The sequence below is a fragment of the Reyranella humidisoli genome, from assembly GCF_019039055.1.
Classification (GTDB): Bacteria; Pseudomonadota; Alphaproteobacteria; order Reyranellales; family Reyranellaceae; genus Reyranella; species Reyranella humidisoli.
In genome coordinates this window covers 113,030-133,685 of the sequence record NZ_JAHOPB010000004.1, presented here as the reverse complement: position 1 = coordinate 133,685, position 20,656 = coordinate 113,030, and the positions used below count along the sequence as shown (strand labels likewise).

Below are 20,656 nucleotides of genomic sequence, written 5' to 3'. Positions count from 1 at the left end.
ATTTTCAGAGAGCGCCGAAACGGTTGTACCGGACTCGTTAGGCAACCGGAGGCGCCGGGCCTTCACGGGAACATTCACCGCACTACGTCCGACGCAAGAGACGCAATCCTCGGCAACAGCGTCGGCAAAATCCGACAGCGGCGACGATCTCGCCTTCGACGATCGCAGCAGCGCTCACCTCATGGGAGAACACGATCGTCTACGAAGGCGCATAGGCGCAGCTCACCTGGCTCCATACCGGCGTAGCGGAGCCGTTGCGAGCGGGTTCCTCGGAGTTCGGGGTCGGTGAACCGAACCGGTCTGGCTTTGTAGCCTGCGAAAAAGCACGCATAGTGTGGGCACCGGTGGCCGGTCGCTCCCGCGCTCACTTCACTGTCACGTCCGAGTGCATGAAACTGATCGTCAAGAAATCGCGGATACACGGCAAAGGCCTGTTTGCCGCTGAAGACATTCCCTGGGGAGTGAAGATCATCGAATACCAGGGCGAGGTGATCACCGACGAAGTCGCCCTGGCCCGTATCGCCGAGGGATCGGACTGCATCTTCGAGCTGGGCGAGAACGCGAACATCGACGGCGCGGTCCACGGCAACGAGGCGCGTTATGCCAACCACGACCGCCGCAAGCCCAACTGCTTCGTGCTTCGCGACGATGGCAAAATCTGGCTCGTGGCCGGGATCGAAGGAATCCGCAAGGGCGAGGAAATAACCTTCGACTACGGCTCCACGTTCTACGAACCGTAGCCGCGCCGGAAGCAAGAAAACAATGCGCTTGAAGTATCACAGGCGCGCCGTTCATACCCGCGGACCGACGAGAGCGACGGTATCGCTCAGCTCCGGCCGAAGAGGGTTTTCTTGGTGGTTTCCATCCAGGCGCGCATTGCCGAGGAACTCGGCGTCAAGGAACAGCAGGTCCAGGCCACGGTCGAGCTGCTCGACGGCGGCGCGACCGTCCCCTTCATCGCGCGCTACCGCAAGGAAATCACCGGATCGCTGGACGATGCGCAGCTCCGCACGCTGGAGGAGCGGCTGGGCTACCTGCGCGAGCTCGAAGCACGCCGCAAGGTCATCCTCGAGTCCGTGCGCGACCAGGGAAAGCTCGACACCAAGCTCGAAGCGGCGATCCTGGCGGCCGACAGCAAGAGCCGTCTCGAGGACATCTATCTCCCCTACAAGCCCAAGCGCCGCACCAAGGCCGAGATCGCCAAGGAAGCGGGGCTGGGGCCGCTCGCGGACCTGCTCCTGCGCGATCCCACGGTCCTGCCCGCGGAGCGCGCGGCGCCCTTCGTCTCCGCCGACAAGAACGTCGCCGACACGACGGCGGCGCTGGAGGGCGCGCGCGCCATCCTGGTCGAGCGCTTCGCCGAGAATGCCGACCTGATCGGTGCCCTCCGAGAGGAATTCTGGACCAACGGCCGCCTCGTTTCCAAGGTGCGGGAGGGCAAGCAGGAAGCCGGCGCCAAGTTCAGCGACTATTTCGATTTCTCGGAGGCCCTGGCCAAGATGCCCTCGCACCGCGTGCTGGCCCTGTGCCGCGGCGAGCGCGAGGAGATCCTGGGCCTCAATGTCGAGCCGGACGATCCCGCGACGCGACCGCCCGCCGCCCAGGCCATCCCCAGCGCCTACGAGCTGCGCATCATGCGGACCTACGGCATCTCCGACCAGGGGCGGCCGGGCGACAAATGGCTGACCGATACGGTGCGCTGGGCCTGGCGCACCAAGATCACGATCATGCTGTCGATCGACCTGCGCCTGCGTCTGTGGACGGCGGCCGAGGAAGAAGCGGTGCGGGTCTTCGCCTCCAACCTGCGCGACCTGCTGCTCGCCGCTCCGGCGGGAACGCGGGCCACGCTCGGGCTCGATCCCGGCTTCCGCTCGGGCGTGAAGGTCGCGGTGGTCGACGCCACCGGCAAGGTGGTGGCGACCAGCACCATCTATCCGCACGAGCCGCAGCGGCGCTGGGACGAATCGCTCGCCATCCTGGCCCGGCTCGTGCGGGAGCATAAGGTCGAGCTGATCGCCATCGGCAACGGCACCGCCTCGCGCGAGACCGACAAGCTCGCCATCGAGCTGCTGAAGGGGCTCTCGGACCTCAAGCTGCAGAAGGTGGTGGTGTCGGAAGCCGGCGCGTCGGTCTATTCCGCCTCGGCCTATGCGTCGGAGGAACTGCCGGGCCTCGACGTGACCCTGCGCGGCGCCGTATCGATCGCGCGGCGCCTGCAGGACCCGCTGGCCGAACTGGTAAAGATCGACCCCAAGTCGATCGGCGTCGGCCAGTACCAGCACGATCTCAGCGAGTTCAAGCTGTCGAAGTCGCTCGACGCTGTGGTCGAGGATTGCGTGAACGGTGTCGGCGTCGACCTCAACACGGCCTCGGCGCCGCTGCTGGCCCGCGTCTCGGGCATCGGCCAGGGTCTCGCCCAGAGCATCGTTTCCCATCGTGACACGAACGGCGCCTTCCGCTCGCGCAAGGCGCTGAAGGACGTGCCGCGGCTCGGTCCCAAGGCGTTCGAGCAGTGTGCGGGCTTCCTGCGCATCCCCGCCGGCGACGATCCGCTCGATGCCTCGGCCGTGCATCCCGAATCCTATCCGGTCGTTCACCGGATCATCGCGGCGACCAAGAGCAAGATCGACGCGCTGATCGGCAACAGCGCCGCGTTGCGGGCGCTGTCGCCCAACGAATTCGTCGACGACAGGTTCGGCCTGCCCACCGTCACCGACATCCTGCGCGAACTGGAGAAGCCCGGCCGCGATCCGCGCCCGGCCTTCAAGACGGCGGAATTCAAGGCCGGTGTCGAGACGCTCAACGATCTCGAACCGGGCATGGTGCTCGAGGGCGTCGTCACCAACGTCGCCGCGTTCGGTGCCTTCGTCGATGTCGGCGTCCACCAGGACGGGCTCGTCCATGTGTCGGCGATGTCGAGGACCTTCGTGAAGGATCCGCGCAGCCTGGTAAAGCCGGGCGATATCGTCCGCGTGAAGGTGCTGGAGGTCGACAAGCCGCGCAAGCGCATCGCCCTCACCCTGCGTCTCGACGATGAGGCCGGCAAGCAGCCGGCGCGCGGCGGCAGCCGCCCCGAACCCGGTGGCGCTTCGAAGCGCGATCAGGCCCGCGTGCAGTCCGCCAAGCCGAGCGCGCCGGGCAATGCGATGGCCGATGCGCTGAGAAGAGCCGGCCTCGGTACGCGCAAGTGAACGCGGCGGTTGGCTGCCGCGCCCGCTGCGCCTCGGCTGCCCCTCCGCGTTGAAGCTCTAGAACTCCAGCAGGTTATCCCGCAGGTGCTTGTGGGCGTACTGCTTGCGCGTCACGCCGCGGCGCTGCAGTTCCGGCACCAGCCCGTCGCAGACCTCCATGATGTAGCGGCGGTCGAAATAGCTGTTGAAGATCAGGAATCCGTCGCCGCCCACTTCCTGCATGATCTCCTCCATCAGGCCGCCGACATAGTCGGGCGTCCCGGTGAAGTCGATGCCGCCCTTGCGCGAATAGCTCTGGAGGATGGAGCGCGGCGTCTTGCCGATCCATTTGGCGAGCGACGACTGGTGCCCGTTGGTCGTGAGATGCGTGGGCAGCGGCTCGTCGAGGTCGAACTTCGAGAAATCGATGCCGGTCAGCCGCGACATGCCTGACAGATGCATGTCGAGATGCTTCTCGGCCTCGGCCGCTTCCATCCGGCTGCGGTCGCGGGCCGCCTCCATGCTGACGTCGATGATCGGATGGGCCAGGAACAGCACCTTGATACCGTCGGGATTGCGGCCGTACTCGACGGCCTGCTTGCGAACCTTGTCGCGATAGGCCTTCATGCTCGCGATGCTGCCGCCGCCCTCGGTGATGATGGTGTCGGCCCAGCGCGAGGCGAACTGCTGGCCCCGCGGCGATCCGCCGGCCTGGCAGATCGGCACCCGCCCCTGCGGCGAGCGCGGCGCGTTGATCGGCCCGCGCACCTTGAAGTACTTGCCCTCGTGGTTGATGGGATGAACCTTGGAGCCGTCGGCAAACATCGGCTTCTCGCGGTCGAGGACGACGGCGTCGGGCTCCCACGCCTCCCACAGTCGGGTTACCACATCGGCGAACTCGTCGGCGACGTCGTAGCGTTCGTCGTGCGGCCGGTGCTTGTCGTGGCCGTAATTCTGCGCCGCTCCGTCGTTGCTGCCGGTCACGCAGTTCCAGCCGATGCGGCCCTCGGTCGTATGGTCGAGCGAGTTCACCAGGCGCGCCAGCAGGTAGGGCGGATACTCCGATATCGACAGGGTCGGCACGATGCCGACCGTCTTGGTCGCCATCGCAAGGTAGGGCACCAGCACGGCCGGATCGAGCTTGGGGGCGCTCGCCGCGTACCGGAGGTAGGAATTGTGCGAGCCCTGATAGGTATAGGGCACGTTCGAGGAATCCTCGATGATCATGTAGTCGAAGCAGGCGCGGTCCATGCCTTTGGCGAGATCGACGAAGATATCGGGCATCATCCAGCGATTGACGTCGCTGCCGGGAAACTCGCTGCGCCAGCTCTTGGGTCCATACCCCTGGGACAGGAACCACGCCAGATGGAACGGCTTCTTCATGACTGGGACCTCACGCGACGATGATGGGTAGCCGCGGTCTCAGGACCGGCCGGCATCGGGCGCGCCAGATTGACCTGCTGGCGGCGGCGGAAAAAGCTCGATCTGGTGAACGAAGCGATCGCAGCAGACATATAAGGTCCGAGTAGTGGTCGCTGGAGATGCGGCGGAGGCGCACCGGGCTCTACCTCGAGGCGGCCGGCGGCGCGTCCAGCGTCTCCGATGCCGAATCGGGTCAGGCGTGCAAATGCTCGTGCCCATGCCGGTGCTTCTCCAGCTTCCGCTCGGCGGGTACCAGATGGAGCTGGCCGTGGCGGACGCCGCGCTGGGTCACCGTGTCGTCGGCCATCGCGCGCACTTCCTTCACGGGTCCCCGCAGCACCGAGACTTCGAGACAGGAATCGTGGTCGAGATGCACATGCATCGTCGCGACCTGCAGGTCGTGATGCCTGTGCTGCGCCTGGGTGAGCCGGCGGCCGAGATCGCGCGTCTCGTGGTCGTAGACATAGGCCAGCGTGGCGATGCAGAAGCCCTCCTCCTTGCCGGATTTGTCCTCGGCCAGCGATTCGCGCGCGGCCGCCTCGCGCAGGATGTCGCGCAACGCTTCCGAGCGGCTTGCATAGCGATGCTTCCTCATGTGGCGATCCAGCGTCGCCAGCAGATCGTCGTCAACCGACAGGGTGACACGCTGCATCTCAACCTCCTCTTGCCGCTGCGGCGGGAAGTATGCCGCATTTGGAGGCGGCGGATACGAAAACCGTCTCGCGCCTCCACCGGCCGGTGCCCAGGAACACCACCCCCGCTCCTTGTCCGGCACCAGCCCGCATCGTATGAGAAATAATGCCTTTCCGCTTACGGATGCTCCTCGTACTCGTCGTATCTCTGTCGCTCCCGCTCGGTGCGGCCGAGGCCCAGGACAGTCGGACCGCCATCGTCGCGGTGGGCGGCGATCCCGGCCATCTCAATCCCGCGATCTCCACGGCGGGTCCGCTTCATGCCGTGGCCGATTCCCTGTTCAACGGCCTCGTATCCCTCGACCGCGACGGCACCGTGCGGCCCGATCTCGCCACCGGCTGGTCGGTCGCCGAGGACGGGCGCGAGGTCCGCTTCACCCTGACGTCGGGCGTGACGTGGCACGACGGCAAGCCCTTCACCGCCCAGGATGTGAAGTTCACCTTCGAGGAGGTGCTGTTCCGCTTCCATGCCCGCACACGCGCGGGCCTCGCGCCGGCCGTGGAGTCCATCGAAGCGCCCGACGCGAACACCGTCATCTTCAGGCTGAAGCGCCCCCACCCCGCGCTGCTGCGGCAGCTCGACGTGACCGAGGCGCCGATCCTGCCGCGCCACCTCTATGCCGGCACCGATCCCAACCGCAACGAGGCCAACGCCCGGCCGGTCGGCACCGGCGCCTTCCGCTTCGAGAGCTACCGGCGCGACGAGAGCGTCGTGCTGGTGCGCAACGAGTCCTACTTCAAGCCGGGCCTCCCTAAACTCGACCGGCTGATCTTCCGCGTCATCCCCGAGAACGCCACGCAGATCGCGGCCCTCGCCAACGGCGAGGTCGACTACCTCGGCCGCGTGGCGCCGGCGGACGTGGCACGCCTCAAGGGCAAGGCCACGCTCGCCGAGACGACAGCCGGGCCGGGCGGGGCGAACTGCATCATGACGCTCGCCTTCAACCTGCAGCGGCCCGCGCTGGCAGCGCTGCCGGTGCGCCAGGCCTTTGCCCATGCGCTCGACCGCCGCCAGATGCTCGACGTCGTGCAGTTCGGACAGGGCCGGGTCGCAGGGGCGCCGATCCATTCCGCCATCGGCTGGGCGACCCTGCCCGGCGCGCTGCAGGCGTACGGTCTCGATCCGGCCAAGGCCAATGGACTTCTCGACCAGGCGAAGCTGCCGCGCACGAACGGCGGCGAACGCGCGACCTTCGACCTGCTCATGTTTCCCGCCTTCGCGCGCTACGCCGAACTGATGCGCCAGCAGCTTGCGCAGGTCGGCATCGTCCTGCGCCTGAAGCCGCTCGATCCCGCCGCCTTTGCGACGGCAGTGTTCGCCCAGCGCGACTTCGACCTCGCGCTGATCTCCTACTGCAACGGCGTCGACCCGGAGATCGGCGTGCGCCGCATGTATCATTCGAGTGCCGTCGGGAACGTTCCCTTTTCCAACGCCGCCGCGTACCGCAACGCCGAAGTCGACAGGCTGTTCGACGAGGCCGGCGCGTCGATCGACACGGCGAAGCGTGGCGAGGCTTATCGCGCGATGGAGCGGATCGTCGCGCACGACCTGCCCTACTGGTGGCTGGTCGAGACGGATTTCACCTCGGCCTGGCGCGGCGCCTTCGTCGACTTCGCGCCCTGGAGGGGCCAGTTCGCCGAGCGCGCGGCGCCGGCGCGCTGACCTAGCCATGCGCCTCCTCTGGCGCTCTCTTTTCCTGGCCGCCGCGGTGTGGCTAGCGGCGACCCTTGCCTTCGTGCTGGTCCATCTCGCCCCGGGCGGGCCGGCCATCGCGCTGGGCGGGGAGTCCGGTGCGCCGGGCTATCTCGAGGAAGTCCAGAAACTCTACGGGCTCGACCGCCCGCTGCCCGAGATCTACGCCGACTGGCTGCTGAACATTTTGCGCGGCAACCTCGGCTACTCCTACCGCAGCCAGCAGCCGGTGCTGACCCTTATCCTCGAACGGCTGCCGGTGACCCTGGCCCTGGTGGCACCGGCCATTCTCTTCTCGGCCCTGGCCGGCATTGCGCTGGGTCTTGCGCGGATCCCGACGCAAGACCGGCCCGGACATGGCTTCGTCGCCGCGATGGCCGCGCTGCATGCGCTGCCGAGCTACATCGTGGGGCAGGCGCTGGTGATCGTGCTGGCGCTGGGCCTCGGCCTGTTGCCCGTCCAGGGGTTGGTCGATGCGCGCAGCGCCGCCACCGGAGCGGCGCGCCTGCTCGACATGGCGCGCCATCTGGTGCTGCCGGTGCTGACCCTGGCGCTGCATCACATCGCCTTCATGGCGCTGCTGACGCGCGCGCGCGTCGCCCGCGAGCTGGCGCGGCCCTACACCGTGACCGCCGCCGCCAAGGGCCTGACACAGGCCGGCGTTCGCCGGCGCCATGCGCTGCCCAATGCGATGCCGGGTATCGCCACCCTGTTCGGTGCGCGGCTGGGCGGCTTCGTCGCCGGCGCCGTCGTGGTCGAGACCCTGTTCGCCCTGCCCGGCCTCGGCCGCCTCATCGTTACGTCGGCGATCGCGCGCGACCATCCGGTGGTGATCGGCATCGTCCTGTTCACCACGGCGGTCGTGGTGGCTACCAATCTGGCGGTCGACATGCTGCTGCGGTGGCTCGATCCGCGCCTCGACGAGGCCGATCGATGATCGCCTCGCTCGTCCCCTCGCGATCCCGGATCCTGCTGCTCGCAGTCCTCGGTCTGCTCTATCTCCTGTGCCTCCTGCTGGCGCCGCCGGGCACGCTCGCCATGCTGCCGATGTCGCAGCCTTTCCTGCCGCCCTCGCCCAAGCATCTGCTGGGGACCGACGACCTCGGCCGCGACCTGCTCGAAGAGTTGGCGCAGGGCGGCCGGACCTCGCTGCTGGTCGCGGGGCTGACGACGATTCTCGCGCTCGGCATCGGCTGCGTCGTCGGGACCGCCGCCGGCCTCGGACCGCGCTGGCTCGACGAGCTGCTGATGCGCACCGCCGACATCGTGCTCAGCCTGCCGGCGCTCCTGTTCGCCATCCTGGTCGCCGCCCTGTTCGGTGGCTCGGCCCTGAACCTCGCGCTGGTCCTGGGCCTTACGCGCTGGCCCGTCATCGCCCGGCTAGTGAGGGCCGAGACGCTGACGGTGCGCGGCTCGGACTTCGTGCGGGCCGCCGTCGCGGTCGGCACGCCCCCACTCGCCCTCGCGCTCCGTCACATCCTGCCGCACACCGCGCCGGCGGCGCTGTCGGCCGCGGGCATTGTGTTCGGTGGCGCCATCCTGGCCGAAGCCGCGCTCGCTTTCGTCGGCCTCGGCGACCCGTATCTCACCAGCTGGGGTCACCTCATCGCTACCGGCTTCACGTTCCTGACGCACGGCTGGTGGCTCTGGACCTTCCCGACGCTGGCACTGTGCGCGAGTTCAGCCCTGGTCGCCCTGCTGGCGGATAGCGCCGACGGACTGCCCCCCACAGGCAAGGACGCCTGACAATCGTGTCCCTCTCCCCCGATCGGGAGAGAGGTCAGCCTGCCAACGCCTCAGAACCTCGCCTTCACGCCAAAGAAGGCCTGGAAGTACGGCGCCTGGAAGCCTTCCGGCTCCTCGTACACCTGGTTCAGCACGTTCTCGGCGCGGGCGAACAGCTGGACCGACGGGACCACGTCGTACTGCGCGGTGATGCGCACCAGCGTGTAGGGCGACGGGATCATCAGCGCGCCGGTGGTGGCGTTGAAATCATAGCGGCTGTTGACCTGCAGCACGCCGATGCCGAACAGCGTGTTCTCCCACGGCCGGAACTGGGCACGGATGTTGAAGATGTCGCCCGGACGGCGCACCAGCGGCAGGTTGGCGTCGACGTTGCGCGCGATGGTCTGGGTGTAGTCGAGATACAGGTCGAACCACTTCACGGGGCTGATCTGCACGAAGGCCTCGAAGCCCTCGCTCTGGGCGTTGGCGACGTTCTGCAGCGTCAGGAACGGCGGCGGGCACTGGATCAGGTTCGAGTAGGTGTTGAAGAAGTAGGTGACGCCCGCCTTCACCTTGCGGTCGAACAGGCCCTGCTCGACGCCGACTTCGTAGCCGCGGCTGTATTCCGGCTGGATGCTGCGGTTGCCGCCGCACAACGGGCCGGGGCCGTAGAGTTCGAACAGCGACGGCGCCTTGAAGGCGGTTCCGTAGGAGGCCTTGATTTTGGTGTCGGTCGGCGCCCACAGGTAGGACGCGCCAGCGCGCCACGTACCCACGGTGCCGAAGGTGTCGTTCATATCGACGCGGCCGCCGACGTTGAGGTTGAAGCCCTCGAACGGGTTGAGGCGCAACTGGCCGTATAGGCCGGTCTGGGCCATCGTGCCCCACGCCTCGGTGAACGGCGTAAACGAGCCGATCGTGTTGCTGTAGGCCCATTGCCGGTCGTAATCGACGCCGGCGACGACCTCGACCTGCTCGCTGACCTTGATCAGGTTCTTGAAATCCGCCTGCAGGCGACGTCCGTTGAACCAGCTGTCGAGGTTGAACGGCAGCAGATTCTGCGGGCTGGCATAGTCGAGGTCGTGCCGCGTGATGGTGCTGTAGTTAATGCCGATGACCGGCTTCCAGCGGCCGTCGAAGTAATTGCCCTCGATCTCGCCGCGCGTGAAAAACTGCGAGGTGTAGCCGTTGGCCATCGGATCTTCCTGGCCGACCTGGTCGTAGTTCAGCTTGGTGTCGATGTAGCGGGCGAAGAAGTTGAACTGCGTATTCTCGTTGATCTCGTAACCCAGCCGCGCCGCCAGGGTGATGTTGCGGTAGGGATCGATGTCGACGAAGCCGCCGTTGGGCGTGAAGCGGGCCGGCACTGGCGTGTCGTTGGGGCTGAACGTGCCGGCGAAGGTCAGGTTGTAGTTGAACTTGCCCTCGCTGCCGCGAACGTAGGCGCCACTGTTGCTCTGCAGGCGTGTGCCGAGTTCCGTGAAGGCCGCGCCGTTCATCTTGCCCTGGCCGGCCTTGGTGACGAGGTTGATGACGCCGCCGATCGCCTGGCTGCCGTACATCGTCGACATCGGGCCGCGCACGACTTCGATGCGGTCGAGGTTCTCGGTCAGCAGATGCGCAAAGTCGGGCGCACCGTTGGCGCTCGACGGATCGTTGGCGGTGATGCCGTCGATCAGTACCAGCACCTGGTTCGAGTTGGAGCCGCGCACGAAGACCGAGGTCTGGCCGCCGGGGCCGCCCGACTGCTGCACGGAAACGCCGGGGATAGTCTTCAGCACCTCCCCCGCCGTGCGGAGCTGGCGGCGCTGCATCTCCTCCTGCATCACGACGGTGTAGCTCGACGTCACCTTGTCGGGATCGGTCGGGAAGCGGTCGGCCGTCACGACCGTGGTGGGCATCATGCCCGCCGGTTCGGTCTGCGCGAGCGCAGCCGACGGGGCCAGCAGCGAAAAGAACAAGGCGATACGACGAAACGGCGTCATCAGACGGTCTCCCAAAAGCAGCCACGCAAACAGCGCGTCACCGCTCGGTTGACCGTCCCGTTGGAACATCCCGTCCATCGGAAGAGCGACGCTATCGCCGGCAGGTCTTCTGGCTCGCGGGTCGCTGCGCCTGCCCGCCTTCCCGAACCGAAGTTCAGTGGCTTGTTGGACAGTCGCTAACCGCTCACAGCTGCGGGTACAGCCGCCGATTTGTCCGGACGGACATCACGGCGTTCCCTCTTGGCCTCCTGTTAGGGAGGACCGGCAATGTCTCCATTATCCCTTCGCGTCTGTAGAACGTCAAGATTCTGCCGCAATTCGGCGCGGCGCGACTCGCGGCGTGCAGCGTGCGAAGGCGTCGCCTACTCGTAGAGATAACCGACCGGCGGTCCGTCGGTGCGCAGCGGGCGCAGCGCTTGCGCCGTGATGATCTGCCCGGCCAGCCCGTCGATCTCGTCGCGCTGCGTCGGCGACCACTTCCGCAGATTGTCTATCCCCTTCAGCAGGCCAAGCCGCAGCAGCTGCGTGTTCTCGCCCACGCCGACCAGGTCGACCGACTGTCCGCCCGCCGTCACCGTATCGCCGGCAGACAGTTCCAGCAGTTTGCCGGCGCGATCCCTGAACGACGCGGTTCCGCGGATGACGCGATAGACGGCGACTTCGCCCTTCGCGAGATCCGAGACGGTGGCAACGCCGGTCGAGCTCTTGGGCAGGAGCGACTGACCCGCGGGATCGGTGGCGATGATGTGGCCCACCGCGAGATGTCCGCTGGGACTCTCGATCTCGAGGTCGCGCACATGAACCGCAGACGGCGCCTTGACCGGACCACCCGGCAGATCGTCGACGAGTTTGCGGTAGAGCGAGCCCAGCGCCAGCGGATCCTGATACCAGAACCCGGCGTCGATCGGGCGGTCATGCACGGGATGCCCCCAGGCCGTGCGCGACGTGTCGGCTTCGACGATCTGGTCCGCCGCCACGACCGTCGGGTTGGGGAACGTCGCCGGTTCGGTGATGAACGCCTCGAGGAACTTGCCCGAGTAGCCCATGGAGAGCGCATCAGGTACCGCCGTCTGCGGCGTCTTCAGGTTCTCGTCCGTCGGCAGGCCCGACCATGTGTAGAAGAGCTGACGATGCACGATCGCGCTCTGCATGATCACGGCGCCGGGGCCGACATAGTGGATCTTGCCGTCATAGTCGAAGGTGAACACGCCCGACGTCACCAGGACGAACTGGAAGCCTCCCGGTGGCAGATGCATGTGGAAGTCGGTGGGTCCGGTGTCCTGGCGATAGATCGGCAGGTTCGTTGCGACCTCCTGCAACAGGAAGGCATCGTTGTTGGCGCGCAGTCCGTGGGTCGCGACGTTGTAGAGCGCCTGCGGGCGATAGATCGCGTCGTAGGCCGCCTCCCGGTCGCGATCGACGGCGACGAACCCCCCTCGATTGAGGCGGATGGGTTCGCCGGCAGGATGGGTGAGTCCCGGCCATTTGAAATCGGCCGGTGCCCGCCTGGTATTCTTCAGGTCCGTGCTGGTCATGCCGCTCTCGCTTTCCCGTGCAGCCGCTTTGCGGTGCAACATGAGAATTGTGCGGCGCACAGAAAACGCACGCAAGCGGAAACGCGGGATTTCAGGGCACGTACGGCTACAGCCGGCTCAACGCGCTACAATTGCCCCGAGATTTGTGTGCAATGCAGCAACCACACTGCGACTGCCCGGGGACCGTGCTCCTCTTCAGGCTGACGGGGCGTGGCGCTACCTCGGTTGAAGATCGATCGCCAGCGCCGCGGGAAGCCGGTCCAGACCGTAGGTGCGCGTGGCGGTGCCGCTGTAGAGCGCCGTCTTCTCGCCGGCACTCGCCCCTGCGGTCAGCCGCTTGAAGGCGTTCCACAGGACCGGGTAGCTGCACTGTCCCTTGTCGACCGGGAAGTTGCTCTCGAACATGCAGCGCTCGACGCCGAACGCCTCGATGCAGGTCTCGATATAGGGACGCCAGGTCTTCGCGAGTTCTTCCGAGCCCGGCGGCCTGGCCGGCTTGTGAAAGTCGAAGCCGTTCACGAACATGGTGAGACCGCCCAGCTTCACCCGTACGTTGGGCAGCGCCGCCAGATCGAGAATGCGCTGCTTCCACTCGGGGAACACTTCGGCCTGCCTGCCTCGGAACGGACCGATGCCCAACGGCCCGCCGACATGGTCGACGACGATCGTGAGCTCGGGCACCGCGCGCGCCAGCGAGAGCACATGCGGCAGCTGCGTGTGATAGGCCCAGACATCGAGCGGCAGGCCCTGCCGCGCCAGCCGCCGCGCGCCGTCGGCGAACGACGGATGCTCGAGCGGCCCCGGCGGCTTCATCACCAGGTTGGAGGTGACGTCCGGCGAGGGATGCCAGGCGGTGCGGTTGCGGATACCGCAGAAGCGACCGCCCGCCACCGCGCGATGCGTCTCCAGCAGCGGCTCGACGCGGTCGCCCAGGGTCAGGTCGACCATGCCGATGATGCCGGCGCAGGCGCGCGTCGGCCCGTGCCGGCCACTCGCGCTCATCGCAGCCATGCCGGTCACGAACTCGGTCTCGCCGAGCGACTGCTCGTCGGCCGGTCCCGAGGCGCGATACATCTCCCCGCATTGCACGAAGATCGTCGCGCGGATGTCATGCCCGCTCGCCGTGTCGGCCAGGAGATGCGGCAGCAGGTAGGAATGGCCGCCGTCACGCTCCCAGAGATGGTGATGCGGATCGACGATCGGCAGTCCGGGCTCGAGGATCGGCTCCTCGGTCAGGCGGAGCCAGTCCTCGCGCACGATGATCTGCCGGCCGTGGCCGAGCAGCGGATCGTTCTCGGCCATCGTCTGCTCCCTACTCGATGCGGATATTGGCGCTCTTCACCATCTCGGCGAAGAAGGCGATCTGCTTTTCGCGAAAGGCCGTGAACTCGACGACCGTATTGGCCTGCGTCAGCGCGCCCAGCTCCGCGAGCCGCTTGGCCACGCTCTCCATCTTCATGACCGCGTTGACCTCGGCATTGAGTCGCGAGATCAGGGCAGGATCGGTGCCGGCCGGCGCGAACAGGCCGTTCCACTCCCAGGTCTCGAAACCGGGAATGACCTCCGAAATGGCGGGGACGCCCGGCAGAACCTCGACCGGCCTGGGACCGGTATGCGCCATGCAGGTCACGTCCTTCGAACTCAGCAGCGCCACCGTTCCGGGGACGTTGCTGAACAGCAGCGGGATACGGCCGGCGAACAGGTCGTTACGGACCGACCCCATCTCCTTGTAGGGCACGTGGTTGATCTTGATCCCGGCCTTCTGGTTCAGCAGCTCAAGCGAGACATGCTGCACCGTGCCGATGCCCGTCGACGCACAGTCGAGCGAGCCCGGCTTGCTCTTCGCGAGCGCGATCAGCTCCGGCACGGTCTTGACCGGGAACTGCGCGTTGCGCACCAGCGTGACAGGTGTCTGCATCGTCTGGGCGATCGGCAGGAGCTCGCGCTGCGTGTCGTAGGGAAGCTTGCCCGCGAACAGCGATGGGTTCACCGACTGGGCGGTGGCATCGTAGAGAATCGTGTAACCGTCGTTGGGCGCGCGCGCCACGATCTGGGCGGCGATGGTGCCCGCCGCGCCCGGCTTGTTGTCGACGGTGAAAGCCTGGCCGAGCCTCTCGCCCAGCGCCTGGCAGTAGATGCGGCAGACGACGTCCGCCGTGCCGCCGGCGCTGTAGGCATTGACGACGCGCACCGGCTTGTTGGGCCAAGCCTGCGCCTGCACGATGGCGGGCGCGGCCAGCGCGCCGACGGTGGCGCCCAGCAAAGTGCGGCGGCCGATGGTACGGCTGTGGGACATCTCGTTTCCTCCGATACTCGCAACGCTTCGGCTGTTCCGAAAAGTCTGCGGGTACGGCGCTTACGGCGACAAGTGCAATCGAAGAGGCTCGATTGCACGCCGAAACGGAATGTCCCTCGCCGCGTCGCTAGGCGACCGCGCGCAGCGCTCGCACGACATAGTCGTTGAGGCGGCGCGCGAAGGCGGCCGGATCGGACGGGATCTCGCCGTCGAGGATGCGGGCCTGGTCGAGCAGCAGGTTGGCGAGATCCTCGACATCCTGCGCGCGGTCTTCCTTCTTCGCCGTTGCCAGCAGGCGGACCATCGCGTGCTTCATGTTCAGTTCGAGGATCGGCTTGGCGCCGCTGCCGCGATTCTGGCGCTCGAGCAAACGCTCAAGTTCACGGTCCCGGCCCTGCGCGCTTGCCACCAAGCAGGAGGCGCTGTCGGTCAGTCGCGTCGAGGCCTTCACGTCCGCGACCTTGTCGCCCAGCACGTCCTTCGCGGCCGCAAGGACGGACGCGTCGTCGCCGGCATCGGCTTCCGCCTCCTTCGTCTTGTCCGCGTCGACGACGGGGATCAGGCCGAAGTCGACATCGCCCTGGCTCAGGGACTTGAGCGGCTTGCCCTCGAATTCCTGCGGCAGGGTCGTCCAGAAGGCGTCGACCGGATCGGTCAGCAGCAACACCTCGACGCCGCGCGCCTTCGCCGCCTCCAGCTTCGGGTTGGACTTCAGCCGGTCGAGACTGTCGCCCACGAGATAGTAGATCTCGGTCTGGTTCGGCTTGAGGTTGGCGACATACTCCTTGATCGAACGCGGCGTGTCGCCGGCGGTCGAGGAGAAGCGCGCCAGACCGAGGATCTGCGCGCGGCGCTCGCCGTCTTCGTAGAGGCCTTCCTTCAGGATCGAACCGAACGTCTCCCAAATCTTGCCGAAGGCTTCGGCATCCTTAGTCGCCGTGCTTTCCAGCTCGGACAGAACGCGGCCGACCAGGCCGTTGCGGATCTGGCGCACCTGCGGATTGTTCTGCAGCATCTCGCGCGACAGGTTGAGCGGCAGGTCCTCGCTGTCGACGACGCCGCGCACGAAGCGAAGGTAGGACGGCAGCAGCTCGGCATCGTCGGTGATGTAGACGCGGCGGACATAGAGCTTCACCCGCCCCTTGCGGGCCGGATCGGTGAGATCGAACGGCGGCGTGCTCGGCACGAACAGCAGCACCGCATAGGACTGCCGCCCCTCGACCTTGTAGTGCAGCGTGAGCGCCGGCTCGTCGAAGGCCATGGCGATGGAGCGGTAGGCCTGCGTGTAGTCCTCGGGCGTCACTTCGGATTTCGAGCGCTGCCACAGCGCGCTCGCGGCATTGACCTGGCGCGCCTCGCCCTTGTCGTCGATCAGCTCGATCGGGAACAGCACGTGGTCGGAATAGGTGCGGACGATGCGCTCCAGCTCGTAGGGCTGTAGGTAGCGCACGGCGTCTTCCTTGAGATGCAGCACGATCTCGGTGCCGCGCGCGACCCTCGCCGACTGCTCGTCGGTGGCGGGCGCTACCTCGAAGCCCGCGCCACTGGCGGAGGTCCAGGTCCAGGCCTCGGCCGAACCGGCGCGGCGGCTCGTCACCTCGATGCGGTCAGCGACCATGAAGGCGGCGTAGAAGCCGACGCCGAACTGGCCGATCAGGCCCAGCCCCTCCTTCGCGTCCTTCAGCCCCTTCAGGAAGGCCTTGGTGCCGGACCGCGCCAGGGTGCCGAGATTGTCTACAAGCTCCTGCCGGTCCATGCCGATGCCGTTGTCGGCGATGGTGAGCGTCTTGCCTTCTGCGTCCGGCTTGATCCGGATCGCCAGCCGCTCGTCACCAGCCAGCAGATCGGGCCGGGCGATGGCCTCGTAGCGGACCTTGTCGCAGGCGTCGGAGGCGTTCGACACCAGTTCCCGCAGGAACACGTCGGTCTCGGAATAGACCGAGTGGATCATTAGGTTGAGGAGCTCGGCCACCTCGGCCTGAAACTGGTGCTTCTCCGGGCTGCCCTGGGCGGTCGAACCGTCGCCGTTCATTGCTTCTATCCCTCGCGCTGGACTCGTTTCCGGCGGTCGATATAGGGCACTGGCCGTGAACGGCAAGCGCCGCGGGACGCGGAGACCGGCGTCAGTCGCCCCGCTTGCTGCCCCACAGCCTGGCCAGTTCCGGCCGCGACACCTGGACGTCGGCGCCGGACGGCAGCGGCTGGTCCTTGTCCCGGATCCAGGCGGCCACATCCTGGGCCACCAGCGCGCCCTGCTTGTCGCGCAGCAGCATGTGGTAGCCGTTGCGATAGAAGGCGAGATGCGAATCGGGACGCCTGGGCATCACCTCGATGGCCGAGCGCACGGGTTCGATCGGCACCAGGCGGTCGCCGATGCCATGCAGCATCAGGTACGGCTTGTTGATGTTCGGCGCCGCAGCCTTGCCGGCATCCATCGCCTCGACCAGCCCGTAGCCCAGATCCACGCGCGGGTTGCGCAGGATCATGGCGTCGTTGCGCATCTTCTCCATCGTTTTCGGATTGTCCGTCGGCTGGAAATCGATGGAGGTCGGCCCGGACGGCAGCCACGGCACCGTGTGGGCGAAGAAGGCGAGCCCACCGCTCAGGAAGGGCCCGAGCGTATCGCGCGAGCGCAGCGCGGCCGCGACCAGGATCAGGCCGTCGACGTCGAGGGGCTTGTCGGCCGCGGCCATGACGAGCGCGCCGCCCATGCTTTCTCCGGCGAGATAGAGCGGCACGCCGGGATATTTCTGCCGGACGAGCGAGGCGACCGTCCGGATGTCGTCGATCATGGTGGCCGTCCCGGCCCAGCGGCCGCGCGTGGCGCTGGAGCCGAAGCCGCGCTGGTCATAGGCGATGGTCGTGATGCCGTCAGCGGCCCAGATCTCCGCCGGCTCCTCCCATGCCTTGCGATAGTCGCCGAACCCGTGGATGCCGAGGATGATCGCTTTCGGCGCGCCGCCGGAAGCGGGCCACACCGCGAGTTTCAGGACGGTGCCGTCGGCGGCCACGTACCAGTCGCTTTCCAGTGTGGCCGGACGCACCGGGGCGCCCGCCGGAACGACCACGGGCGCACAGCCCATGAGGGTCGCCACCAGAAGCAGGACAATACGCAAGCTACCCATCGCGCCGGATCGATCGTTTCCCAGTTTGGCCTGCACAACCCTTGCCGACAGAAGATGGCAAAAAACCAGACCGGCCGGATTTCGAGCGCCGCGCCGATCCTGCGCGGAATTCACCGCACGATGGAGCCCACGTCTACCACGTCATGCGGAATCCGGCGGTGAAGGCGTGGGCGTTGTCCTGGCCGGAGACCTCGCCCTCGTAGCGCAGGTAGATCGAGGTCGCATCGGCGATGGCAGTATTGGCCGCGAGGCCCATCACGACGCCGTCGCGCTGCGGCGCCACGCCGTAGGTCGTGAACGGCGCCACCGGCGCGCCGGCGAACGAGGCCGTCACGGGACGCGCCGTGTCGGCATACTCGTGGCTCCAGCCCAGTCGTACCTTCAGCGCCAGCCGGTCGCGCCAGCCCAAGTCCATCGAACCGCCCAGCTGCGCGCCCAGCACCGTGCGCAGCGAGTTCGTCGTCTGCTGCGCCACCGAGAGGTTCAGCGAGCCTGCCCCCGTCTCGGTGAAGGCGTTCTGGGTGCCGGTATAGGCCTGCAGCCGCACGAACGGCGTGACGAAGGCGTCGGCCAGACCGCCGAGGTCGAAGCGATAACCGGTCTCGACCTGGCCGTAGAACTGGTTGGCGCCGGTGTTGCCGATCGCGGTGCGCGGCGCGAGGCCCGGGATCGCGATGCTGCGCCACATCTGGTTGGCGCTGTAGGCATAGCCGGCGATCACGTCGGCGTAGACCTTGTCCTGGCTGTAGTTGGCATAGAGCCCGACCTGAAAGGTGTTCGAGCTGCCATTGCCGCTGAAGCCCGCGACCCATTGGCTGGCGTTCTGGTAGCCGATCGTGGCGCCGACCCGGAGGTTGGCCGCCACGAGACGGTCGAGGCCGGCTGCGAAACCGCCGACGCTGTAGGTCAGGGCGCCGGCATTCGCACCGCCGTTGCTGATCGTGCCGAGCCCGCCCAGCGCGCCACCCCAGGCACTCCACAACGCGGGCACGGTGCTGTCGCAGGCAACATCGCAGGCTTCGGCCAGTGCCACCCGGCTCGACCCGCCAGAGCTGCCGCTGCCGCCTGCCTGTCCCGCGAAATTGCCGAGGAAAAGCTGGATCCCCTGCACCATCGAGTTCGAGAAGCCCGAATAGTTCTGGCCACTGATCGAGTTCATCACCGCCTGGCCCTGCTGCGCGGAGAGGCCTGCGAGCGCACTTACGACGGTGGCGTAGTCGCCGGTCGCAGTGGGCGCCGTGGCGTCGAGCACCGCACCCACCGCCGCCTGGTTGGGCGTCAGCGCCGCCTGCGCGAAGCCGCCGACCTGCAGGTCGAGATAGGCGTTGTTGGCGTCGTAGCTCAGCGTCGGGATCAGGAAGGGCGAGGTGCTCGCCACTGTCTGGAAAGCGCCGCTCAGGCCGCCGGTCGCCGTCACCAGCGTGTAGGTGGAGCGCGGTCCGAAGGTGCCGCCCTGCGCGAGGACTTGCAGGCCGCCCGCCAGCCGCGCGGTGCCATTCACGACGAGTTTGTCCGCGGCCGTCGGGGAAACACGCAGCCCCATGGTGCCGGCCGACGTCTGAACGAAGGTGCCGCTGGTCTGATGCGTCGCGCCGGCACCGGCGCCCGCGATGCCGAGCCAGCCGCTGTTCTCGAAACGGGCATCGGGTCCAGCGGCGATCGAGACCAGGCCGTCTATGGTGCCGTTGTTGACGACGAGCGAGCCAACCGCCGTGCCATCGGCGCGGATCGCGTAGCCGCCCGGGGTGGCGCTGATCGTGCCCGCATTCAGCAGCGAGCCGAACTCGCCCCTCATCTGAACGGCTGTACCACCCCCACCGGTGACGCCGATCGTACCGTAGTTGGTCACGACTCCGTAGGTTCCGTTGCCGATGCCGATGGCGTTGGCGCCCGACATCTGGATCGAGCCGCTATTGACGACATCGTCGCCGGCCCCATCAATCGCCACCGCGCCGGCGACCCCGGAGATGACGTTGGCCGAATTGGTTACCGGGTTGTAGAGGCCCGGCACGTTCACCGTGTAGGCCCTGGTGACGCCGTTCTCGACATAGACGCCGATCACGTAGCCGCCATAGGTCGAGTTAGCCGACGTCACCGAAGCGCCCGGCACAGCGATCTCCGTCCAGGTGGCGATACCCGCCGCGTCGACATGCACCGCCCAGGCATGCGGATTGCCGTTTATGTCGACGGAGTCGGCGACGAGATTGTAGGTGTTGGCGCGGCCGCCGGAGGTGATGCCCTCGAAATGCGTGACCACGCCGCCCGGTGCGTCGTAGGTCGTGAAACCGCGCGTCGATTGATTGTAGATGTAACCGTGCAACGTCGGATCGGCGAAGCCACCGGCAATCCTGTTGCCGTACACGCCATAGGCCGTGGTGCTGACCGCACCGGGCTTGTTGTTGGTCGTGAAGGTGCCAGTGGGAATGTCGTAGACGAAGGCGTTGCCAGTGGCGAACCTGGTGTCGTAGTTGCCGACGACCTGGTTCCCGAAGTTGCTGTGGGCGATGGTGTAGAGCGTGTCGCCGCCGGGATAGATCAACGTGCTGAGCTGCGATCCGGGCGCCTTGGCCGCATCGTACAGATAGCCGAGATCGTAGGGGTTGGACGCGGCAGTGATGTAGCTGCCGACCACCCGCAGGATCCCCGACGCGGAACCGAAGCTCGGCCCATAGGGCGTGCTGCTGGTAGCGCCAGGATAGTTGGAGGCGCCTACCGCCGCCGACGGGAACGGCGAGATCGAATCTCCCGACAGGCCGAATAGCAGTCCGCCCGTGCCGCCCGCGTAGGAGTAGTTTCCGGTCATGTTGTCGCCGCGGATGCCAGTGACCGTCGTGATGGCGCTCGTGCCGTACTGGTAGGTCTTGAATCCGAGCTGTGCCTGCGCCGGCCTCGTCAGGGCGCCGAGACCCGCCGCACCCACGAATACGGCGACCATGATGCGACGCGCTTGCGTGACACGCGATGACTCCAATTCTCTCACCAAACTCCTCGTCGTTGATCTGGTCTTCAGCCC

Annotated in this window: 14 protein-coding genes and 1 riboswitch; of the genes, 5 read left to right on the top strand and 9 right to left on the bottom strand. The window is 67.0% G+C overall.

The window, feature by feature from the left end:
- Window positions 1-389 precede the first annotated feature (389 nt).
- Both KQ910_RS26365 and KQ910_RS26360 read left to right on the top strand, forming a co-directional pair.
- Window positions 390-740: an SET domain-containing protein gene (locus KQ910_RS26365; RefSeq protein ID WP_216967066.1), complete on the top strand. Its 351-nt coding sequence runs from the start codon at window positions 390-392 to the stop codon at window positions 738-740.
- A gap of 114 nt (window positions 741-854) precedes the next feature.
- Entirely contained in the window at window positions 855-3,191 is a 2,337-nt protein-coding gene (locus KQ910_RS26360; protein ID WP_216967162.1) for a Tex family protein, read from the top strand.
- A 57-nt stretch (window positions 3,192-3,248) separates the two neighbouring features.
- Here KQ910_RS26360 and KQ910_RS26355 read toward each other — a convergent pair whose 3' ends face one another.
- Window positions 3,249-4,553, bottom strand: a complete 1,305-nt coding sequence (locus KQ910_RS26355; RefSeq protein ID WP_216967063.1) for an NtaA/DmoA family FMN-dependent monooxygenase — start codon at window positions 4,551-4,553, stop codon at window positions 3,249-3,251.
- Between the two features lie 232 nt (window positions 4,554-4,785).
- The gene (gene nikR, locus KQ910_RS26350; RefSeq protein ID WP_216967060.1) at window positions 4,786-5,244 is read right to left on the bottom strand and encodes a nickel-responsive transcriptional regulator NikR; all 459 of its coding nucleotides are present in this window, start codon (window positions 5,242-5,244) and stop codon (window positions 4,786-4,788) included.
- A 164-nt stretch (window positions 5,245-5,408) separates the two neighbouring features.
- Between nikR and KQ910_RS26345 the strand changes: the two genes are divergently transcribed.
- From KQ910_RS26345 to KQ910_RS26335, 3 genes are read left to right on the top strand one after another with little or no spacing between them, the layout of a single operon-like run.
- The gene (locus tag KQ910_RS26345; protein WP_216967057.1) at window positions 5,409-6,947 is read left to right on the top strand and encodes an ABC transporter substrate-binding protein; all 1,539 of its coding nucleotides are present in this window, start codon (window positions 5,409-5,411) and stop codon (window positions 6,945-6,947) included.
- Between the two features lie 7 nt (window positions 6,948-6,954).
- Window positions 6,955-7,914, top strand: coding sequence for an ABC transporter permease (locus KQ910_RS26340; RefSeq protein ID WP_216967054.1), 960 nt, complete (start codon window positions 6,955-6,957; stop codon window positions 7,912-7,914).
- Window positions 7,911-8,723 (top strand): ABC transporter permease, encoded by an 813-nt coding sequence (locus tag KQ910_RS26335; RefSeq protein WP_216967052.1) that lies wholly within the window; start codon window positions 7,911-7,913, stop codon window positions 8,721-8,723. The genes KQ910_RS26340 and KQ910_RS26335 overlap by 4 nt, the downstream gene beginning before the upstream one ends.
- A gap of 50 nt (window positions 8,724-8,773) precedes the next feature.
- On the opposite strand, the gene KQ910_RS26330 is transcribed toward KQ910_RS26335, so the two are convergent.
- From KQ910_RS26330 to KQ910_RS26300, 7 genes are all read right to left on the bottom strand, one after another.
- Window positions 8,774-10,687: a TonB-dependent receptor plug domain-containing protein gene (locus KQ910_RS26330; RefSeq protein WP_216967048.1), complete on the bottom strand. Its 1,914-nt coding sequence runs from the start codon at window positions 10,685-10,687 to the stop codon at window positions 8,774-8,776.
- Between the two features lie 82 nt (window positions 10,688-10,769).
- Window positions 10,770-10,968: riboswitch (cobalamin riboswitch) on the bottom strand.
- A gap of 81 nt (window positions 10,969-11,049) precedes the next feature.
- A complete protein-coding gene (locus KQ910_RS26325; protein WP_216967046.1) occupies window positions 11,050-12,222 on the bottom strand; it encodes a cupin domain-containing protein in 1,173 nt (390 codons plus the stop codon).
- 216 nt (window positions 12,223-12,438) lie between these two features.
- Window positions 12,439-13,524 (bottom strand): amidohydrolase family protein, encoded by a 1,086-nt coding sequence (locus tag KQ910_RS26320; protein WP_216967043.1) that lies wholly within the window; start codon window positions 13,522-13,524, stop codon window positions 12,439-12,441.
- Window positions 13,525-13,534: 10 nt separating this feature from the next.
- On the bottom strand, window positions 13,535-14,518 hold the full coding sequence (locus KQ910_RS26315) for a Bug family tripartite tricarboxylate transporter substrate binding protein (RefSeq protein WP_216967040.1): 984 nt from the start codon (window positions 14,516-14,518) through the stop codon (window positions 13,535-13,537).
- Window positions 14,519-14,645: 127 nt separating this feature from the next.
- Entirely contained in the window at window positions 14,646-16,550 is a 1,905-nt protein-coding gene (gene htpG / locus KQ910_RS26310; RefSeq protein ID WP_216967038.1) for a molecular chaperone HtpG, read from the bottom strand.
- A gap of 91 nt (window positions 16,551-16,641) precedes the next feature.
- Window positions 16,642-17,634 (bottom strand): alpha/beta fold hydrolase, encoded by a 993-nt coding sequence (locus tag KQ910_RS26305; RefSeq protein ID WP_216967036.1) that lies wholly within the window; start codon window positions 17,632-17,634, stop codon window positions 16,642-16,644.
- A 142-nt stretch (window positions 17,635-17,776) separates the two neighbouring features.
- The gene (locus KQ910_RS26300) at window positions 17,777-20,578 is read right to left on the bottom strand and encodes an autotransporter outer membrane beta-barrel domain-containing protein (protein ID WP_216967033.1); all 2,802 of its coding nucleotides are present in this window, start codon (window positions 20,576-20,578) and stop codon (window positions 17,777-17,779) included.
- Window positions 20,579-20,656 lie beyond the last annotated feature (78 nt).